General features: G+C 70.8%; 20 protein-coding genes. 5 read left to right on the top strand and 15 right to left on the bottom strand.

Annotated elements, in window-relative coordinates:
* Positions 1-97: 97 nt before the first annotated feature.
* Entirely contained in the window at positions 98-727 is a 630-nt protein-coding gene (locus tag JYG37_RS08260; RefSeq protein WP_213346008.1) for a glutathione S-transferase family protein, read from the bottom strand.
* Positions 728-893: 166 nt separating this feature from the next.
* Here JYG37_RS08260 and JYG37_RS08255 point away from each other — a divergent pair, with 166 nt between their 5' ends.
* On the top strand, positions 894-2,111 hold the full coding sequence (locus JYG37_RS08255) for a polyhydroxyalkanoate depolymerase (protein ID WP_050015183.1): 1,218 nt from the start codon (positions 894-896) through the stop codon (positions 2,109-2,111).
* 7 nt (positions 2,112-2,118) lie between these two features.
* Here JYG37_RS08255 and JYG37_RS08250 read toward each other — a convergent pair whose 3' ends face one another.
* From JYG37_RS08250 to madL, 11 genes are all read right to left on the bottom strand, one after another.
* A complete protein-coding gene (locus JYG37_RS08250; protein WP_213346007.1) occupies positions 2,119-2,766 on the bottom strand; it encodes a phosphoribosyltransferase in 648 nt (215 codons plus the stop codon).
* A 125-nt stretch (positions 2,767-2,891) separates the two neighbouring features.
* Entirely contained in the window at positions 2,892-3,413 is a 522-nt protein-coding gene (locus tag JYG37_RS08245) for a phospholipase D-like domain-containing protein (RefSeq protein ID WP_050015179.1), read from the bottom strand.
* A 117-nt stretch (positions 3,414-3,530) separates the two neighbouring features.
* Entirely contained in the window at positions 3,531-4,463 is a 933-nt protein-coding gene (locus JYG37_RS08240; protein WP_124639050.1) for an acyltransferase domain-containing protein, read from the bottom strand.
* Positions 4,460-5,326 (bottom strand): triphosphoribosyl-dephospho-CoA synthase MdcB, encoded by an 867-nt coding sequence (mdcB, locus tag JYG37_RS08235; RefSeq protein ID WP_176016668.1) that lies wholly within the window; start codon positions 5,324-5,326, stop codon positions 4,460-4,462. The genes JYG37_RS08240 and mdcB overlap by 4 nt, the downstream gene beginning before the upstream one ends.
* A complete protein-coding gene (mdcG, locus tag JYG37_RS08230; protein ID WP_050015240.1) occupies positions 5,323-5,991 on the bottom strand; it encodes a malonate decarboxylase holo-[acyl-carrier-protein] synthase in 669 nt (222 codons plus the stop codon). The genes mdcB and mdcG overlap by 4 nt, the downstream gene beginning before the upstream one ends.
* Positions 5,978-6,685: a biotin-independent malonate decarboxylase subunit gamma gene (gene mdcE / locus JYG37_RS08225; RefSeq protein WP_213346006.1), complete on the bottom strand. Its 708-nt coding sequence runs from the start codon at positions 6,683-6,685 to the stop codon at positions 5,978-5,980. The genes mdcG and mdcE overlap by 14 nt, the downstream gene beginning before the upstream one ends.
* Positions 6,672-7,607: a biotin-independent malonate decarboxylase subunit beta gene (locus JYG37_RS08220; RefSeq protein ID WP_213346005.1), complete on the bottom strand. Its 936-nt coding sequence runs from the start codon at positions 7,605-7,607 to the stop codon at positions 6,672-6,674. Before JYG37_RS08220 ends, mdcE begins: the two co-directional genes overlap by 14 nt.
* Entirely contained in the window at positions 7,604-7,918 is a 315-nt protein-coding gene (gene mdcC / locus JYG37_RS08215) for a malonate decarboxylase acyl carrier protein (RefSeq protein WP_006485317.1), read from the bottom strand. The genes JYG37_RS08220 and mdcC overlap by 4 nt, the downstream gene beginning before the upstream one ends.
* A 10-nt stretch (positions 7,919-7,928) precedes the next feature.
* Complete coding sequence (gene mdcA / locus JYG37_RS08210) at positions 7,929-9,575, bottom strand: malonate decarboxylase subunit alpha (RefSeq protein ID WP_050015171.1); 1,647 nt, start codon at positions 9,573-9,575, stop codon at positions 7,929-7,931.
* A 131-nt stretch (positions 9,576-9,706) separates the two neighbouring features.
* Positions 9,707-10,474 (bottom strand): malonate transporter subunit MadM, encoded by a 768-nt coding sequence (gene madM, locus JYG37_RS08205; protein ID WP_027808885.1) that lies wholly within the window; start codon positions 10,472-10,474, stop codon positions 9,707-9,709.
* Between the two features lie 11 nt (positions 10,475-10,485).
* On the bottom strand, positions 10,486-10,881 hold the full coding sequence (gene madL, locus JYG37_RS08200) for a malonate transporter subunit MadL (protein WP_006485307.1): 396 nt from the start codon (positions 10,879-10,881) through the stop codon (positions 10,486-10,488).
* A gap of 330 nt (positions 10,882-11,211) precedes the next feature.
* On the opposite strand from madL, the gene JYG37_RS08195 reads away from it, so the two are divergent.
* A complete protein-coding gene (locus JYG37_RS08195; RefSeq protein ID WP_012328224.1) occupies positions 11,212-12,060 on the top strand; it encodes a LysR substrate-binding domain-containing protein in 849 nt (282 codons plus the stop codon).
* Between the two features lie 171 nt (positions 12,061-12,231).
* Positions 12,232-12,516 carry a DUF4148 domain-containing protein gene (locus tag JYG37_RS08190; RefSeq protein WP_050015169.1) on the top strand — a complete coding sequence of 95 codons (285 nt, stop codon included), beginning with the start codon at positions 12,232-12,234 and terminating at the stop codon, positions 12,514-12,516.
* Between the two features lie 37 nt (positions 12,517-12,553).
* Here JYG37_RS08190 and JYG37_RS08185 read toward each other — a convergent pair whose 3' ends face one another.
* Positions 12,554-13,471 (bottom strand): 3-hydroxyacyl-CoA dehydrogenase NAD-binding domain-containing protein, encoded by a 918-nt coding sequence (locus JYG37_RS08185; protein ID WP_124629997.1) that lies wholly within the window; start codon positions 13,469-13,471, stop codon positions 12,554-12,556.
* A gap of 247 nt (positions 13,472-13,718) precedes the next feature.
* Between JYG37_RS08185 and JYG37_RS08180 the strand changes: the two genes are divergently transcribed.
* A complete protein-coding gene (locus tag JYG37_RS08180) occupies positions 13,719-14,159 on the top strand; it encodes an Hsp20/alpha crystallin family protein (RefSeq protein WP_050015166.1) in 441 nt (146 codons plus the stop codon).
* 16 nt (positions 14,160-14,175) lie between these two features.
* Positions 14,176-14,586 carry an Hsp20/alpha crystallin family protein gene (locus JYG37_RS08175; RefSeq protein WP_089488313.1) on the top strand — a complete coding sequence of 137 codons (411 nt, stop codon included), beginning with the start codon at positions 14,176-14,178 and terminating at the stop codon, positions 14,584-14,586.
* Positions 14,587-14,698: 112 nt separating this feature from the next.
* On the opposite strand, the gene JYG37_RS08170 is transcribed toward JYG37_RS08175, so the two are convergent.
* Together JYG37_RS08170 and JYG37_RS08165 are read right to left on the bottom strand one after the other, a co-directional pair.
* The gene (locus tag JYG37_RS08170; RefSeq protein WP_124557382.1) at positions 14,699-15,001 is read right to left on the bottom strand and encodes a TFIIB-type zinc ribbon-containing protein; all 303 of its coding nucleotides are present in this window, start codon (positions 14,999-15,001) and stop codon (positions 14,699-14,701) included.
* Positions 15,002-15,091: 90 nt separating this feature from the next.
* Positions 15,092-15,847 carry a TerC family protein gene (locus tag JYG37_RS08165; RefSeq protein WP_213346004.1) on the bottom strand — a complete coding sequence of 252 codons (756 nt, stop codon included), beginning with the start codon at positions 15,845-15,847 and terminating at the stop codon, positions 15,092-15,094.
* Between the last annotated feature and the right edge of the window lie 52 nt (positions 15,848-15,899).

The following is a 15,899-nucleotide window of genomic DNA, read 5'->3' as shown; positions in this document are numbered from 1 at the left end:
CTTGTCAGCGGCCGAGAACAATCGGCAGCGGCTTGCCGGACAACGGCGAGCGGCGCCTGGCAGCGGCGTGCGGCAGCCCGGCGAACCGCTTCAAAAGCTACGCGAGCGGCGTATCGACGAAGGCCGGCAGCGCTTCCGCCCGCGCGGAATGGGCGGCGAGCGCCGGATAACGGGCCGGATCGATCCGCGCCAGCGCCGGGTAGTCGGCCGCCATGAACTGCGTGAAGCGCCACGCCACCGCGACCGTCACGTCCGACTGCAGCAGCCGCGCGCCGCCGAACCAGCCGTTCGTGGCCGCGACCAGCGGCTCCAGTGCGCCGTATGCGCCTTCGAGCTGGCTCAGCACGCGTTCGATCCACGGTTCGTGCTGCTTGTCCGACGGCCGCAGTGCCTGCTCGTAGACGAACTGCACGGTTTTCTCGGCGGCGGCCAGCGCGAACCCGATCGGCACCAGCGCGCGCAATCGGGCATCGACGGCGTCGGGCAGCAGGCGCCGCTCCGGCGCGGCGAGATGATCGAGATAGTCGACGATCAGCGACGAATCGATCAGCGTCGCGCCGCCGTCGGTCACGAGCGTCGGCGCCTTGACGACCGGGTTGAGCGCCCTGAACCGCTCGACATGACGGAATACCGAGATCGACTCGTGTTCGAACGGCAGGTCGAGCAGCTTCGCCGAAATGGCGACCCGGCGCACGAACGGCGAATCCAGCATACCGATCAGTTTCATCGCAAACGCTCCGTTTCGAGGGAATGGGACCGACGACTGTAGCAGCGTCGCGCGGCAGCGCCTAGCGTGCGCGTGATGCAGATCAGCCGCCCGCACATCCGCCTCCCGCTGCGCGGCCACAGTGACCATAATGAATATTCACGCTCCTTCCGCCCCAGGGTCCGCCATGTGGTACGCCGTCGTCGAGCAGCAGCGGGAATGGATGCGCGCATGGCGCGCGGCGACGCGGTACGCGTTCGATGCCTGGCCCGCGGCGTCGCTGCCGCATGCCGCGTCGTCGTGCTACGACGACCTGTTCGAACCGCTGCTCGGGCCGCAGGCCGCGCCGCCGGGCTTCGATCTCGCGTGGCCCGACGTCGGCGAGCAGGTGGTCGCGCACACGCCGTTTTGCGACTTGCGGCGCTTCGCGCACGCCGACGCGCGCCGCACCGTGCTGCTGTGCGCGCCGCTCGTCGGGCACGCGGCCGTGATGATGCGGGAAACCGCCGAAACGCTGCTCGCCGATGGCGACGTTTGCGTGACCGACTGGCGCAATGCGCGCGACGTGCCGCTCGCGGCAGGCCGTTTCGGGCTCGACGAATACGTCGCGATGCTCGACGGCTTCGTCGACGCGCTCCAGCACGACGATCGGCCGCTGCACGTCGTCGCCGTGTGCCAGGCGACCGTGCCCGCGCTCGGCGCACTCGCGCTGCGGGCCGCGCGCGGCCTCGCTCCGCCCGCGAGCATCACGCTGATCGGCGGCCCGCTCGATGCGCGGCTGAACCCGAGCGCGCTCGGCGCCGCGGCGGCCGCCCATTCGCTCGACTGGTGCCGGCGCCACCTGATCGATATCGTGCCGCCCGGCTTCGCGGGGCATGGCCGCCGCGTGTTCCCGACCTATCTGCAACAGGGCGAGATCGCGCTGATGTATCCGCAACGCTTCCTGGCGCTGATCGAGACCTACGCGCTGGCCGCCTCCCGCTTCGACATGGCCGGGCTCGCCGATGCACGGCGAGCGCTGCGCGAATACACGGCGCTACTCGACATGCCGGCCGATTATTTTCTCGATACGGTCGACGTCGTGTTCCAGCGCATGCTGCTCGCGACCGGCGCGTGGCGCGTGCGTGGCCGGCGCGTCGAACCGGCCGCGTTGCGCGACGTCGCGCTGCTGACCGTCGAAGGCGCCCGCGACACAGTCACGGGCGCCGGCCAGACGCATGCGGCGCTCGGCCTGTGCAGCGGCCTCTCGGCCGACGCGCGCCATCGCGTCGACGTCGACGATTGCGATCACTACGGACTGTTTACGGGGCCACGCTGGCACGGCAACGTCCATCCGGCGATGCAACGCGTGTTCGCGCTGGCGGAAGCCGGCCGACCGCGCCCGCGCCGGAACCGTCGGACGTGACGACGCGTCAGGGGCGCGCCGCGTCGAGCAGCGCGCGCACCTCGTCGTCGCTCGTCTGCTCGAAGCGCGCGTAGAACTGGCTGATCCCGAAAAGCCGCGCCGGCTGCGACACCGCGACGAATACGTCGGCCAGGCCGTCGAACGCATGCGCCGCGCCCGCCGGCGCGACCGGCACCGCCGCGACGATGCGCGCCGGACGGCGCTCGCGCAGCGCCTGCAGCGCGACGCGCATCGATGCGCCGGTCGCGACACCGTCGTCGATGACGATCGCGATGCGTCCATCCACCGCCAGCGGCGGCGCCGCGCCGCGATACAGCGCCTCGCGGCGTTGCAGTTCGGTCGTCTCGCGCGCGATCACGTCGGCGAGTTGCGCATCCGATACGTCCATCGCGCGGATCACCGAACGCTGCAGATGGGTCGCGCCGCCCGTCGCGATCGCGCCCATCGCGAGCTCGGGGTCGAACGGCACGCCGAGCTTGCGCACGACCAGCACGTCGAGCGGCGCGCGCAGTGCGCACGCGACCGGATACGCGACGGGCACGCCGCCGCGCGGCAGCGCGAGCACGACGACGTCGGTTCGCCCTGCGTATTCGCGCAACGCGTCGGCCAGCTGGCGGCCGGCATCGGCGCGATCGGCAAAACTGCTTTCGGTCACGATCGGCTCCCTGCCGTTGCGCCGGGCGCGCGCAACCCGCGCCGACGCCTGTCAACGAGCATGGTTCATCGGTCGCGCCGATGCAAGCAGGGTCATACCGGTGCGCGACGCGCCGCGGGAAAGGGTCAGAGGCCGGCGGCCTGCCGGTACAGCCGCCAGAACGACTGCGCGTAGGACTGCGCGAGTTCGGGCGCGCGCCGGAACACGTTCACCGTGTCGGCGTGCTCGGCCGCGCCGTCGGACAGCGTCGTCAGCGCGACGCTGTCGTCGACGATCGCGAAGCGCGACGCGGGGCCGCCGTGGCGCGAATCGATCGCGACGTCGATGCCTGCGGACTTCAGATAGCCGGCGCCGCTGGTCTTGCCCGCGCGCGGCGAACGCACGAGCACGACGCGCACCTCGATCCCGCGCGCGCGCGCCGCCCGCAGCGCGCTCGCGACCGTCGGCGGCACCTGCGTATAGCCGGCCAGCAGCACGCGGCGCTGCGCCTGTTCGATCAGATCGACGGTCGCGTCGGCCGCCGCGTTGTCATACGAAAAGTACGTGCCGACCGATGCGGCGTCGGACGGAATCTGGCTGGCGTGGACGCTCGTCGCGCAGCAGAACGCGGCGAGGAGGAAGGCGGCTGGTCTCATGGCGGGCGCCATTGTAGCGACGCCAATTCGCGTGACAAGAGGCGGCTGCGACGCTGCTGCGCCGACGCAACACACAGTGCGGAACGGGTGCCCGGCCGCTGTGTTTCGGGCCGGGTTTCGCCCCGCCGATCAGCCGGCCGCGACGCGCGCGAGCCAACGCGTCACGCCGTCGACGGAACGGAAATCCGCGAGGCTGCGCGCGGGCAACGCGGGATACGCGCCACCGGCCATCTCGGCCAGCGCGCGCCCGGGGCCGAGTTCGAGAAACGCGGTCGCGCCGGCCTCCACGCACGCGGCGAGACAGGCCGCCCATTCGACCGGCTCCGCGATCTGCCGCGCGAGCTTGTCGAGGCCCGTGTCGACATCGAGCACGGACGCGCCATCGATCCCCGAGAACAGCCGGGTGCCGGGCAACGGCCGGCGCACGCGCGTCGCGGCCAGCGTCGCGCGGAAGGCCGGCACGGCCGCCGCCAGCCGACGCGTATGCGACGCGATCCGCACGCAGACGGGCGCGACACGCAGCGCGCCGGCGCGCGCCGCGTCGTCGGCCACGGCATCGACGTCGGCGTGCCGTCCCGCAACCACGAACGCATCGCCGGGGTTCGCGATCGCGATAGCCGCGTCGCGACCGTCGCAGAACTGCGCCAGTTGCGCGCGTGTCAGGCCGCGCACGAACACCATCCGCTCGTCGCCGCCGCTCGCGGCATCCATCTCGCGTGCACGCGCATCGGCCAGGTCGAGCGCATCGTGCGGGTCGATCCTTCCCGCGACGCTCCACGAGCCGACCTCGCCGACGCTGTAGCCCGCGACGCAGCGCCGGCGTGGCCACACAGCGTCGAGCAGCGCGGCGGCCGCGAGCGCCTGGACCGTGCAGAGGATCTGCGCGGCCCGGTTTTCCTGCAGCGCGTCGGGGCCGGCCTGTCGGACCCACGTGCGCGGATCGTCGCCGAGCAGCCGGCCCGCATGCGCGAACAGTGCGTCGGCCTGCGGCGCCGATCCGATCAGATCGAACATGTCGGCGCGCTGCGCGCCTTGCCCCGAACACAGGATGGCCAGCGTCATCGCGCGTGCCCTTCGGCTTCGAGCGCATCGACGAAGACGCTCATCGCGAGCAGGTCGGCCGCGCCGCCCGGACTCAGCCGGCGCGCGACGAACGCACGATGCGCGGCCGCCGCGCGCAGCCGCCAGTCGCGCGCCCGCACGCCGCCGCGCGCGACGAACGCACGGGCGGTCGCGCGGGCGAAATCGAGGCCGTCCTGCCCGCCCCGGTGCAGCAGATTCGTGTCGTCGAGCGCGGCGATCAGCGCGAAGCACGCGGCGACGCGCGCGGCTTCCGGGTCGCCCGGCAGGTCGCGCCGCGCGCGGCGCAGCGCGGGCAATCCGATCGCATACACGGTCGGGAAGCCGTCGGCCGCCTCGCGACGTGCGCCGCCGACACCGTAGCGGCGGCTCGCGCGCTCGCCGTGACTGTCCGGCACACGTGGACCGCCGAGGATCTCGACGCCCCAGCGGCACGACACGAACGCACCGAGCGTCGTCCCGGCCGGCAGCGCGCCCGGTATCGTGCGCCGGCCGGCGGCCGCGCACAGCAGCCCGAGCCCGAAGATCGCACCACGATGCGTATTGACGCCGCCGGTCGCGGCGAGCATCGCGTGCTCGGCACGCAGGCCGATCTTGCGCAGCACGGCCATGTCGGCGTCGCGGGCGCCCGCGTCGGCGAGTTCCGCGAAGTACGGCCGCAGCACGACGGCGCTGCGCGTGAACGTCGCGGCATCCATGTCCGCGTGACTGCCGGTGTCGACGTGACTGACGAGGCCCGGCTTCGGGTAGGTGTCGATCTCGAGCACGAGGCTGCGCTCGGCCAGCGCGGCGATGCGCTCGGCCTCGGACGGCGCCGCGACGCGGCAGGCAGCCGCGGCGTTCATTGCGTGCCCCCGATGAACGCATCGGCGCGCATCAATTCGACGGTAGTCGCGGTCTTCACCGCGACTTCGGGCAACCGCGCGTGCAGTTCGCGCCAGTTGGCGCCCGCGCCGTCGTCGCGCAGCAGTTCGCCGTCGATGCGCATTGGCGCGCGCGCATCGATCGTCGCGAGACCGTCGAGCAACGGCGCGAGCGACGCGGCGTCCGGCAGCGGGAACACGATGTCGAGATCGGACGATGCGCTCAGGTACGGCTCGCCGGTCAGCGCCTGCCAGGCGAGGCTGCCGAACACGCGGCCCTGCACGCCGCAGCGCGCGCCGAGCGCATCGAGCTCGCGCAGCGGCGCATGCCACGCGGCGGGCGCTCCGGAGCGTACGTCCGCCAACGCCGGCAGCGGGCCGACCGTCGCGAGCGCGTGGGCGGCCACGTTCAGCGCGATGCGCCGCTTGCCCGCCGGCGGCGGCAGCGGCAGGCCGAGCGGCACGCGGCCGGCATCGGCTTCATCCGGCGACGCGCGACGCACGATCAGCGGCCAGCCGCGTTCGGCCCATGCGCGCACGAGCGGATCGCCCGCGAGCGCGGGGTCGTGGGCAAAGGCCGCGCCCCACCCGCCCGCCGTCAGCGTGACGAGCGTGTGGCGGCGCAGCGGCAGCTCAGCGTGCGGCACGCGCAAGGGCCTCGACGCGGGCGGCGACGTCGGTCGCGACCGGCCGGCCGCGCGCCGCGCGCCGGTCGACGCGCTCGGCCGGCTTGCCGAGCCATTCGCCGACCTGCGCGTCGAGCGCGCGGGACGGATCGAGCACGGCGTCGACGGCGCCCATCTTCACGAGGTTGTCGAGCCCCGGCGCGAACACCGGGGTCGAACGCGCCATCTCCTTCAGCACGTCGATCGGCAGCTTGGTCACGCGCGACATCGACGGCAGGTCCATCACCTCCGGCTCGGCACCCGGCACCGCGAGCAGCGTGCGGGTCGCGAGCGCGGTCGCGATGAACGCGCCCGCGGCCGTGTGGCCGTACAGCACGCCGATCGTCCGGTGTCCGGCGAGATCCGCGTGCATCAGGCACTTCGCGAGATGCGACAGTCCTTCGTTCAGGCCGAGCAGTTCGTCGCGCTTGCTCATCCGCTGGCTGTCGCTGTCGACCAGCACGACGATCGGCGTGTCGCCGCCGCGCGCGACCGCGTCGAGCACGCGCGACGCGAGCGTCAGCGCCTCGTCGATGCCGAACGGCAAGCGGTCAGCAACGCCGATCACGTCGACGCGCGTGCCGGCCAGTTCCGCGTGGCCCGTCAGCAGGCCGCCATTGCGCGCGATCGAATGGCCGTTGGGGAACAGCGAGGTCAGTACTTCATCGAGCGTCATGCTGCGGCTCCTGTAACTGGTCGGCGAGCTTCGCGAATGCTTCGTCGGGCATGCCGGGGATCGCTTCCGGCTCGGTGGCCCCGAGCGCGCGCCACACGTCGAGCGCATCGTTGCAGCCGCCGAACCGTTCGACCCGCGCTTCGAGACGCGCCTGTTCCGCGTGCAGCATCGCCGCATCGAACGTCGGCGCGCGACCGATCAGCTCGAGCGCCGCCGTGCGAAACGCGTCCGGCGTATCGACCACGTACCGATCGGCGCCGCCGATCAGCCGCCGGTGCTTGCCGCCCATCGTGCGCCAGATCAGCGCGCGATCCTTCGAGTCGAATTCCTCGACGCCGCGATTGGTCTCGATCACTTCGGGGCCCGACACGCTGATGCGCCCCTGCTCCGACACCGCGAGCGCCGAACAGCACGCGGCGAGCAACCCGCCGCCGCCATAGCAGCCCGCGCGGCCGCCGATCAGCCCGATCACCGGCACGCCGGCCGCACGCGCTTCGACGAGCGCACGCATGATCTCGGCGATCGCGAGCTCGCCCGCGTTCGCTTCCTGCAGCCGCACGCCGCCCGTATCGAACAGGATCAGCACCGGCTTGCCGACTTCGCGCGCGGCGCGCAGCAGCCCGGTGAGCTTCGCGCCGTGCACTTCGCCGAACGCGCCGCCCATGAAGCGGCCTTCCTGAGCGGCGACGAACACCGGCCGGCCGTCGAGCCGGCCGTGGCCGACCACCATCCCGTCGTCGAACTGCTGCGGCAGGCCGAACAGCGGCAAGTGCGGGCTCGTCATGCGCTCGGCCGGCCCGAGGAATTCGCTGAAACTGCCCGCGTCGAGCAGCCCGTCGATGCGCTGCCGCGCCGATGCTTCGTACCAGCTCGCCGCATTCGCGACGAACGCCGGTGCGTCGTGGATCACGTCGCTCATCATGCATCTCCCTCGATCGCGCGCACGGCCTGCGCGAGCCGCAGCGACACCATGTCGGGTCGCGCGCCGCCGTCGTTGATCGACAGCTTCAGGCCGCCCGGCGTGCGCCGTTCGACGAAATCCGACACGACCGCCTGCCACACCGCGCCGAACCCGACGGCCGCGGTGCGGATGTCGATCTCGCATTCGTTGCCCGGCAGCACGCGCTCGACGAGCACCTCGAGATTGCCGGACGCGACCACGCCGACGAGCGCCGCGGCCTGCTCGCCCTTCGCGCGTTCGCGCGCGGTGAAGCGATAGTTCAACTGTTCCATGCCCTCTTCCTCACCAGTTGCGGAACCGGGCCGGCGGCGCATAAAGCCCGCCCGACCAGTGCACGAGATCCTTGATCGACCGCGCGGCGAGCCAGCGGCGGTCGGCGTCGAGCGGATCGATGCCGAGATCCTCCGGGCGGCGGATCACGCCGCGCTCGCGCAGCCGCTCCACCATCTTCCGGTCGCGGCCGCGGCCGACGTCCGTATAGCCGGCCACGCCGCGGATCGCGTGCTCGCGTTCGTCCTTGTCGCGGCACATCAGCAGGTTCGCGATGCCCTCCTCGGTGACGATGTGCGTGACGTCGTCGCCGTAGACCATGATCGGCGCGAGGTCGAGCTGCAGCTTGTCCGCGAGCTTCAGCGCATCGAGCTTCTCGACGAACATCGGCACGTTCTTGTCGCCGAACGTCTCGCCGATCTGCACGACCAGCTTGCGCCCGCGCCGCAGCGCCGCCGGCGTATCGGGATCGGCCTCCGCGCCCGCCTTCAACCACGGTTCGCTCGGATGGCGCCGGCCGCGCGCGTCGCTGCCCATGTTCGGCGCGCCGCCGAAACCGGCGATCCGCTCGGCGGTCACCGTCGACGAATGGCCGGACAGGTCGATCTGCAGCGTCGAGCCGATGAACATGTCGCACGCATAGAGCCCGGCCGTCTGGCAGAACGCGCGGTTCGAGCGCAGCGACCCGTCGGGGCCCGTGAACCATACGTCGGAGCGCGCGCGGATGTAGTCGTCCATCCCGACTTCGGAGCCGAAGCAGTGGATCTGCTCGACCCAGCCCGATTCGATCGCGGGAATCAGCGTCGGATGCGGATTGAGCGCCCAGTGCGTGCAGACCTTGCCCTTCAGCCCGAGCTTCGCGCCGTAGGTGGGTAGCAGGAGCTCGATCGCGGCCGTGTTGAAGCCGATCCCGTGGTTCAGGCGCTTGATCCCATACGGCTCGTAGATGCCCTTGATCGCGAGCATCGCGGTCAGGATCTGCGTCTCGGTGATCGCGGCCGGATCGCGCGTGAACAGCGGCTCGACGTAGAACGGCCGGCCGGCCTCGACGACGAAATGCACGCGATCGCCCGGGATGTCGACGCGCGGCACCTTGTCGACGATGCGGTCGACCTGCGCGATCACGATGCCGTCCTTGAACGCGGTGGCTTCGACGACGGTCGGCGTGTCCTCGGTGTTCGGGCCCGTGTACAGGTTGCCGTCGGCGTCGGCGCTCACGGCCGCGATCAGCGCGACCTGCGGCGTGAGGTCGATGAAGTAGCGGGCGAACAGTTCGAGATAGGTATGCACCGCGCCGAGCGCGATCTTGCCGCCGAACAGCAGCTTCGCGATGCGCTGCGACTGCGGGCCCGAATACGCGAAGTCGAGACGCGTCGCGATGCCGCGCTCGAACACGTCGAGGTGCTCGGGCAGCACGACGCCCGACTGCACCATGTGCAGGTCGTGGAGCTTCGCGCTGTCGACGTCGGCGAGCGCGGTGGCGAGCAGATCGGCCTGCTTCTGGTTGTCGCCTTCGAGGCACACGCGGTCGCCGGGCCGCAGCACCGCTTCGAGCAACGCGACGGTGTCGCGCGCGTCGACCCGCTTGCCCTGCGCGTACGCCGCGCCGGCCGCGACGCGTGCATCGCGCGCCTGCCGCGCGTGATTCCATCCGGTCATGAACAGTTCTCCGCTTCGAGGGTTCAGCGGCATTCTAAGCCTGGCGCCGCTGCCGATTGATGATGTTGCAGAATGCGACTCAGAGGACGCCGCGATGGATGCGGCCCGCGCGCGGGCCGCGTCGCATCGCCCTACGCGCCGACCAGCGCGCGCGTCGTGAAGAACAGCAGCGACGGCCCGAGCAGGCAGCCGACGCCGGTATGGAACGTCGCGACCAGCGCGCCGTACGGCACGAGCCGGCGGTCGGTCGCGGCAAGGCCCGCGCTCACGCCGCTGACGGTGCCCGCGAGCCCGCCGAAGATCATCGCCGAGCGCGGCGTCTTCAGTCCCATGAAGTTGGCCGCGACCGGCGTGCCGACCATCACGATGATCGCCTTCACGAGCCCCGTCGCGATGCTGAGCGCGATCACGTCGGAGCTCGCACCGATCGCCGCGCCCGTGACGGGCCCGACGATGTAGGTGACGGCGCCCGCCCCGATCGTCGTCATGCTGACCGCATCGGTATAGCCGAACGCGCGCGCGACGCACGCGCCGACGATGAACGGCAGCACGGTGCCGAGCAGCAGCGACACGACGCCGACGAGCCCGGCCTTGCGCGCCTCGGTCGGCTGCACTTCGAACGCGGTCGCGACGATCGCGAAATCGCGCAGCATCGCGCCGCCCATCAGGCCGATGCCGGCGAACAGCTTGACGTCGGCCAGCCCCTTCTCGCCACCGGTGAACGCGCCGCCGACGTAGGCGAGCACGAGGCCGATCACGATCGCGATCGCCGAGCCGTGCACGCGGCCGAACGTGAGCTTGCGCGACGCGATCGAAGACAGCCACATGATCAGGCCGACCAGCGCGAACGACGCGACGAGCCCGTTGTGGGCGACGGTTTTTTCGAGCATCTGCAGCATGGCGGCCTCCGTTATTGTTCTTCGAATTGCGGCACGCCCGCGAAGGCCGTGTCGTCGCGGCCCGTGCGCGCGAGTACCGCGATGCAGCATGCGCAGATCGCGACCGCGCCGACCGCGGCCAGCAGCGCGACCGGCCCGCCCTTCAGCGCGGCGACGACGTTCTGGTTCGCGGCCATCGCGACGACGACCGGGATGTACATCGCGCCCCAGAAACCGACGCCCGCCTCGGTCTCCTTCGGCAGCCAGCCTCGCCGGTGCAGCCACAGGCGCAGGCAGATCAGCAGCAGCATCGCGATGCCGACGCCGCCGACGTTGGTTTTCACGCCGATCGCGCTGCCGAGCAGGTCGCCGAGGAACAGTCCGGCCAGGTGGCAGAACGCCAGCAGCGCGGTTCCGTAGATGATCATGAGTCGTCTCCAGTCTCTTCGTGACGGGCGCCTGACGCGTGCGGGAGCCAGGCCCGCACGCCGATCCCGGGCGGACTGTCTGTCTCCTGCGGCGGGGCGCCGCGGCCCGGCGGCTCGTCGTGCGAGCGCGTTCTCGGGGGTCGATGGGATGATGCGGGTTCGGGCCGGACGCCGGATGGCTTAGACTGATTGGTGCAGCCGGCGGCGCGACACGGGCTACGCGTCCGATGCCCCTCGTTTGCGGAGGCCGCACTGGCGCGTGATCCGATACTAGCGCCGCAAAATCCGGCCATTTATGAAGTTGTCGAAACCGATTCAGTGGATTTAGCAATGCGTCCGTTACCGCCCGAATTGCTGCGCAGCTTCGTCGCCGTCGCCCAGTCCGGCAGCTTCACCGCCGCGTCCGAGCGCGTGAACCTGTCGCAGTCGACTGTCAGCCAGCATATCCGCCGGCTCGAGGAGCTGCTCGACCGGCCGCTGTTCGAGCGCGACACGCGCAACGTGCACCTGTCGCAGCACGGCGACGCGCTGTTCCGCTACGCGGTGCGCATCCTCGAACTGATGGACGAGGCCGTCACGTCGGTCTGCGGGCCGCCGCTGTCGGGCAAGGTGCGGCTCGCAATGTCGGAGGATTTCGCGTCGGCGCACCTGACGGCCGCGCTCGCGAGCTTCGTGCAGCGCAACCCGGACGTCGAGCTCGCGATCTCGACCGGGCTGTCGGGCGACCTGTTCGACGCGCTCGACGAGGGCCGGCACGATCTCGTGTTCGCGAAGCGCATCGCCGGCAGCCGGCGCGGCCGCGTGATCCGCAGCGAACCGCTGTACTGGTGCACCGGCCCCGATTCGCGGATCACCGGCCACGAGGCCGTGCTGCCGCTCGCGATGCATCCGGAGCCGAGCGTGTCGCGCCGCCGCGTGCTCGAATCGCTCGAGGCCGTCGGGCGGCCGTACCGGATCGCCGTCGTGAGCAGCAGCATCGCGGTGCTGCGGGCGGCCGCGAGCGCGGGGCTCGGCGTCAGCGCGTTCGCCGGCTACGTGATCCCGGCCGGGCTCGCGCGGCTCGATGCGGGGCTGCCGGAACTCGGCGAACTCGAATACGTGATCGATCGCCCGGCGGCCGCGTCGCGCTCGACGCTCGCGCTCGAAGCCACGCTGATCACGGCGGCGGCCGAGTTGTAACGGCACGGCGGGCACCGCACGCGGGCGCGGTCGCATCCAGCGGCACCTGACAGCTTTGCCCGGAACGCGTCATCGTCCGCGCAGCACCCGCTCGCGACAATGGGCCCCATCCGAACGCACCGCGCATCGCCGCGCGCGTCCGGCACCCCGTCCCCTTGATCGGAGCCCGCCATGAAGAACGTCCTGCGATTCGCCGTCGCGACCACTGCAGCCGCCTTGCTGTCCCCCGCCTTTGCCCAGACCGACGCGTCGGCCCCCGCACAACAAGGCCTGACACGCGCGGAAGTCATCGACCAGCTCAAGCAGGCCTATCTCGACGGCGAACTGCCGACCAACGACGGCAACTACCCGCCGAACGCCGCGACCCGTGCGCGCAACCGCGAACTCGTGCAGGCCGTGAGCCCCACGTGGCTGGCTCACACGCCGCCCGCCAGCCAGGCGATGTCGCAGCAATGACCGGCGCCGCCACTGCGCTGGCGCGACCGGATGAGGATCAGGGCAGGAAGCTGCGGCGCCGCGCGTCGATCAGCTCGACGAGCAACCGGTCGCGCTCCGCCGCCAGTTCCTGCATCGAGCGCTCGCCCTGGATCGTGCGCAGCTCGTCGGTCAGCTTGCGATCGACTTCCGGATCGAACGACGGCGTGCCGAGGTCGTCCCACCAGCTCGTGATCGGCCCCGACAGGTGTTCGAGGAAATGCGCGATCCCGCCCGCGCCGCCGCCAAGGTGATAGGTCAGACACTGCCCCATTAGTCCCCAGCGCAGGCCGGGGCCCCACGCGACGGCCTTGTCCGCATCGGCGACGCTCACGACGCCTTCGCCGACGAGGTGATACACCTCGCGGAACAGCGCGGCCGCGAGCCGGTTGGCGACGTGGCCGGTCATCTCCTTGTTCAGCACGATCGTCTGCTTGCCGAGCGCATCGTAGAACTGCTTCACGCGCGCGATCACGTCCTGGCCGGTCGCGTCGCCGCCGACCAGCTCGACGAGCGGAATCAGGTGCGGCGGATTGAACGGATGCGCGATCAGGCAGCGCTCCGGATGCTTCGCGCACGCGGTCTGGATCTCGGACATCTTCAGGCCCGACGAGCTCGACGCGATCGGCACGTGCGCGGGCAGCACGTCGTCCATCTGGCGGTAAAGCGCGCGCTTCAGGTCGAGCCGCTCGGGGCCGTTCTCCTGCACGAAGTCGACGCCGTCCAGCGCGCGCACGAGATCGGCGTCGAACGACAGCCGCGCGGAAAGTTCGGCGGCCCGCTCGCCGAGGAAGGCGGCGAGCGCGTCGCGCAGCCGCGCGTCGGCTTGCGGCGCCGGGTCGGTCGCGACGACGTCGAAGCCTTGCGTCAGGTAGAAAGCGGCCCAGCTCGCGCCGATCACGCCGGCGCCGACGATCGCGATACGTCGAATGTCCATGGTTGTCCCGTGTGGTTGGTCTGCGGATATGTCGCGGCGATTGTCGCATCGAATCCCCTGCGCACGCGTCGACGCCGATTGCAAATTCCCTCTTGAAATGCGCGGCGGCGGCCACTAATTAAGCGTCGTCGGGCAGTGCCGCATGCAACGCACCGCCCCCGTTATCGACCCCGTGGAGCCACCCGTCGCGCCCGCCGCAGGCGTCGCGCCGTCACGTCTCCCGCGTTCCCTGTTCAGGAGGACCAACATGAGCGGTATCCATCACGGCTACGACTTGTTCGACGAATTCGCCCGCGTGCAGCGGCAGATGGCGAGCCTGCTCGGCGAACGGCCGTCCGGCATCCGTGCGGGGCGCGCCGGCGCGTTTCCCGCGCTCAACGTCGGCGCCACCGACGATGCGATCGAGATCGTCGCGTTCGCACCCGGCATGGCCGCGGCCGACTTCGACGTGTCGATCGACAAGGACCTGCTGACGATCAGCGGCGAGCGCAAACCGGCGCCGCGCACCGAAGGCGACGACGTGCGCACGTATGCGCAGGAGCGCTTTCACGGCGCGTTCCGCCGCGTGGTCGAACTGCCGCGCGACGCGGCCCCCGAGCAGGTCAGCGCCCGCTACGAGAACGGCTGCCTGCTGATTCGCGTCGGTCGGCGCGAAGCATCGAAGCCGCGTGCGATCACCATTCAGTAATCTTCAGGATACCGACATGAACACGAACCCGACCCTGGCCGAACGCCACCCGAGCACCGTTCACGCTGCCGCCGCCGAAGCCGCGCGCCGGCCCGCGATCACCCCGTCCGTCGACATCGTCGAGGACGCGCGCGGCGTCACGCTGCGGGCCGACCTGCCCGGCGTGCCGCGCGAGAACCTCGACGTGAAGGTGCACGACACGACGCTGACGATCGAAGCCGCGACGCAACTCGACACGCCGGCCGATCTGCGCGTGCGACACGCGGAAGTGCGCGCGACGCGCTATGCACGGTCGTTCGTGCTGAGCGCCGATCTCGACACGTCGCGGATCGACGCGAACCTGCGCGACGGCGTGCTGACGCTGACGATCCCGCGCCGCGAGGAAACGCGCCCGCGCCGCATCGACGTGACGGCCGGCAATGCGTAAGGGTCGACGCGTGTGCTGACGCGACACGCATGAAAATGCCCCGCTTCGGCGTGATGCCGGGCGGGGCTTTTTTGCATCGGGCCGTGCGCGCTCAAACGCACGGACTTCAGATTCAATCGAAATCGAACAGGTCGAACACCGACTTCTTGCGGCGCCGGCCGTCGTGCCGGTATCGATCGTCGTGCGAGCGGCCGTCGCGGCCCCAACCGTCGTCGCGCTCGCGCGGCGCGTGCGCGTCGTGCTGCGCCGGCGCGGCGTCGCGGCGGGCCGGCGCGTCGCCGGTCTCGCGTGCGATCAGCTTGTCGAGCTCGCCGCGATCGAGCCACACGCCGCGGCAGGTCGGACAGTAGTCGATCTCGATCGACTGGCGCTCGGCCATCAGCAGGTCGGGCGTCTTGCAGACAGGACATTTCATCGCGTTTCTCCTTTCCGTGCGAATTTCATCCGGATTCCGTACGAGGCGCGCGAACCGGCCGCCGCGGCGGCCGGCATCCCGCGCGCCGGCTCAGTCGCGCGCCACGTGCGCCGCACGCTTCGCCTTCGCGCGCCGCGCCAGCATGTTCATGCCCTCGACGAACGCCGAGAACGCCATCGCCGCATAGATGTACCCCTTCGGCACGTGCGAACCGAACCCTTCGGCGATCAGCGTCATGCCGATCACGACCAGGAACGACAGCGCGAGCATCACGATCGTCGGGTTGCGGTCGATGAAACGCGCGAGCGGCTGCGCGGCGAACAGCATCACGCTCACGGCGACGATCACGGCGACGAACATGATCGGAACGTGCTCGGTCATGCCGATCGCGGTCACGATGCTGTCGATCGAGAACACGATGTCGAGCATCACGATCTGGCCGATCGCGGCCCACATCGTCAGGCCGGCCGCGCCGGCGGCGCCGCCCGCGCCGTCACCGTCGTGCGACACGTGGTGATGGATCTCGGTGGTCGCCTTCCACACGAGGAACAGGCCGCCCGACAGCAGGATCATGTCGCGCCACGAAAACGCATGATCGAACAGCGTGAACACGGGTTCGGTCAGGCTCGCGATCCACGCGACGCTACCGAGCAGCGCGAGGCGCATCACCAGCGCGAGCGCGATGCCGAGGCGCTGCGTGCGGGCGCGCTGCGCTTCGGGCAGCTTGTTGCTGAGGATGGAGATGAAGATCAGGTTGTCGATGCCGAGCACGACTTCCATCACGACGAGCGTCAGGAGCGCGGCCCAGACGGCGGGGTCGGTGGCAAGCGTCAGCAGGTATTCCATGGGATGGGCCGATACGAAAGTGGAAAGCCCGATGATATGCCGCCCCGTACTT

Source organism: Burkholderia sp. LAS2 (assembly GCF_018417615.1).
GTDB classification, from domain to species: domain Bacteria; phylum Pseudomonadota; class Gammaproteobacteria; order Burkholderiales; family Burkholderiaceae; genus Burkholderia; species Burkholderia sola.
The sequence above is the reverse complement of the archived record's forward strand: the minus strand, read 5'-3'. Positions and strand labels throughout refer to the sequence as shown.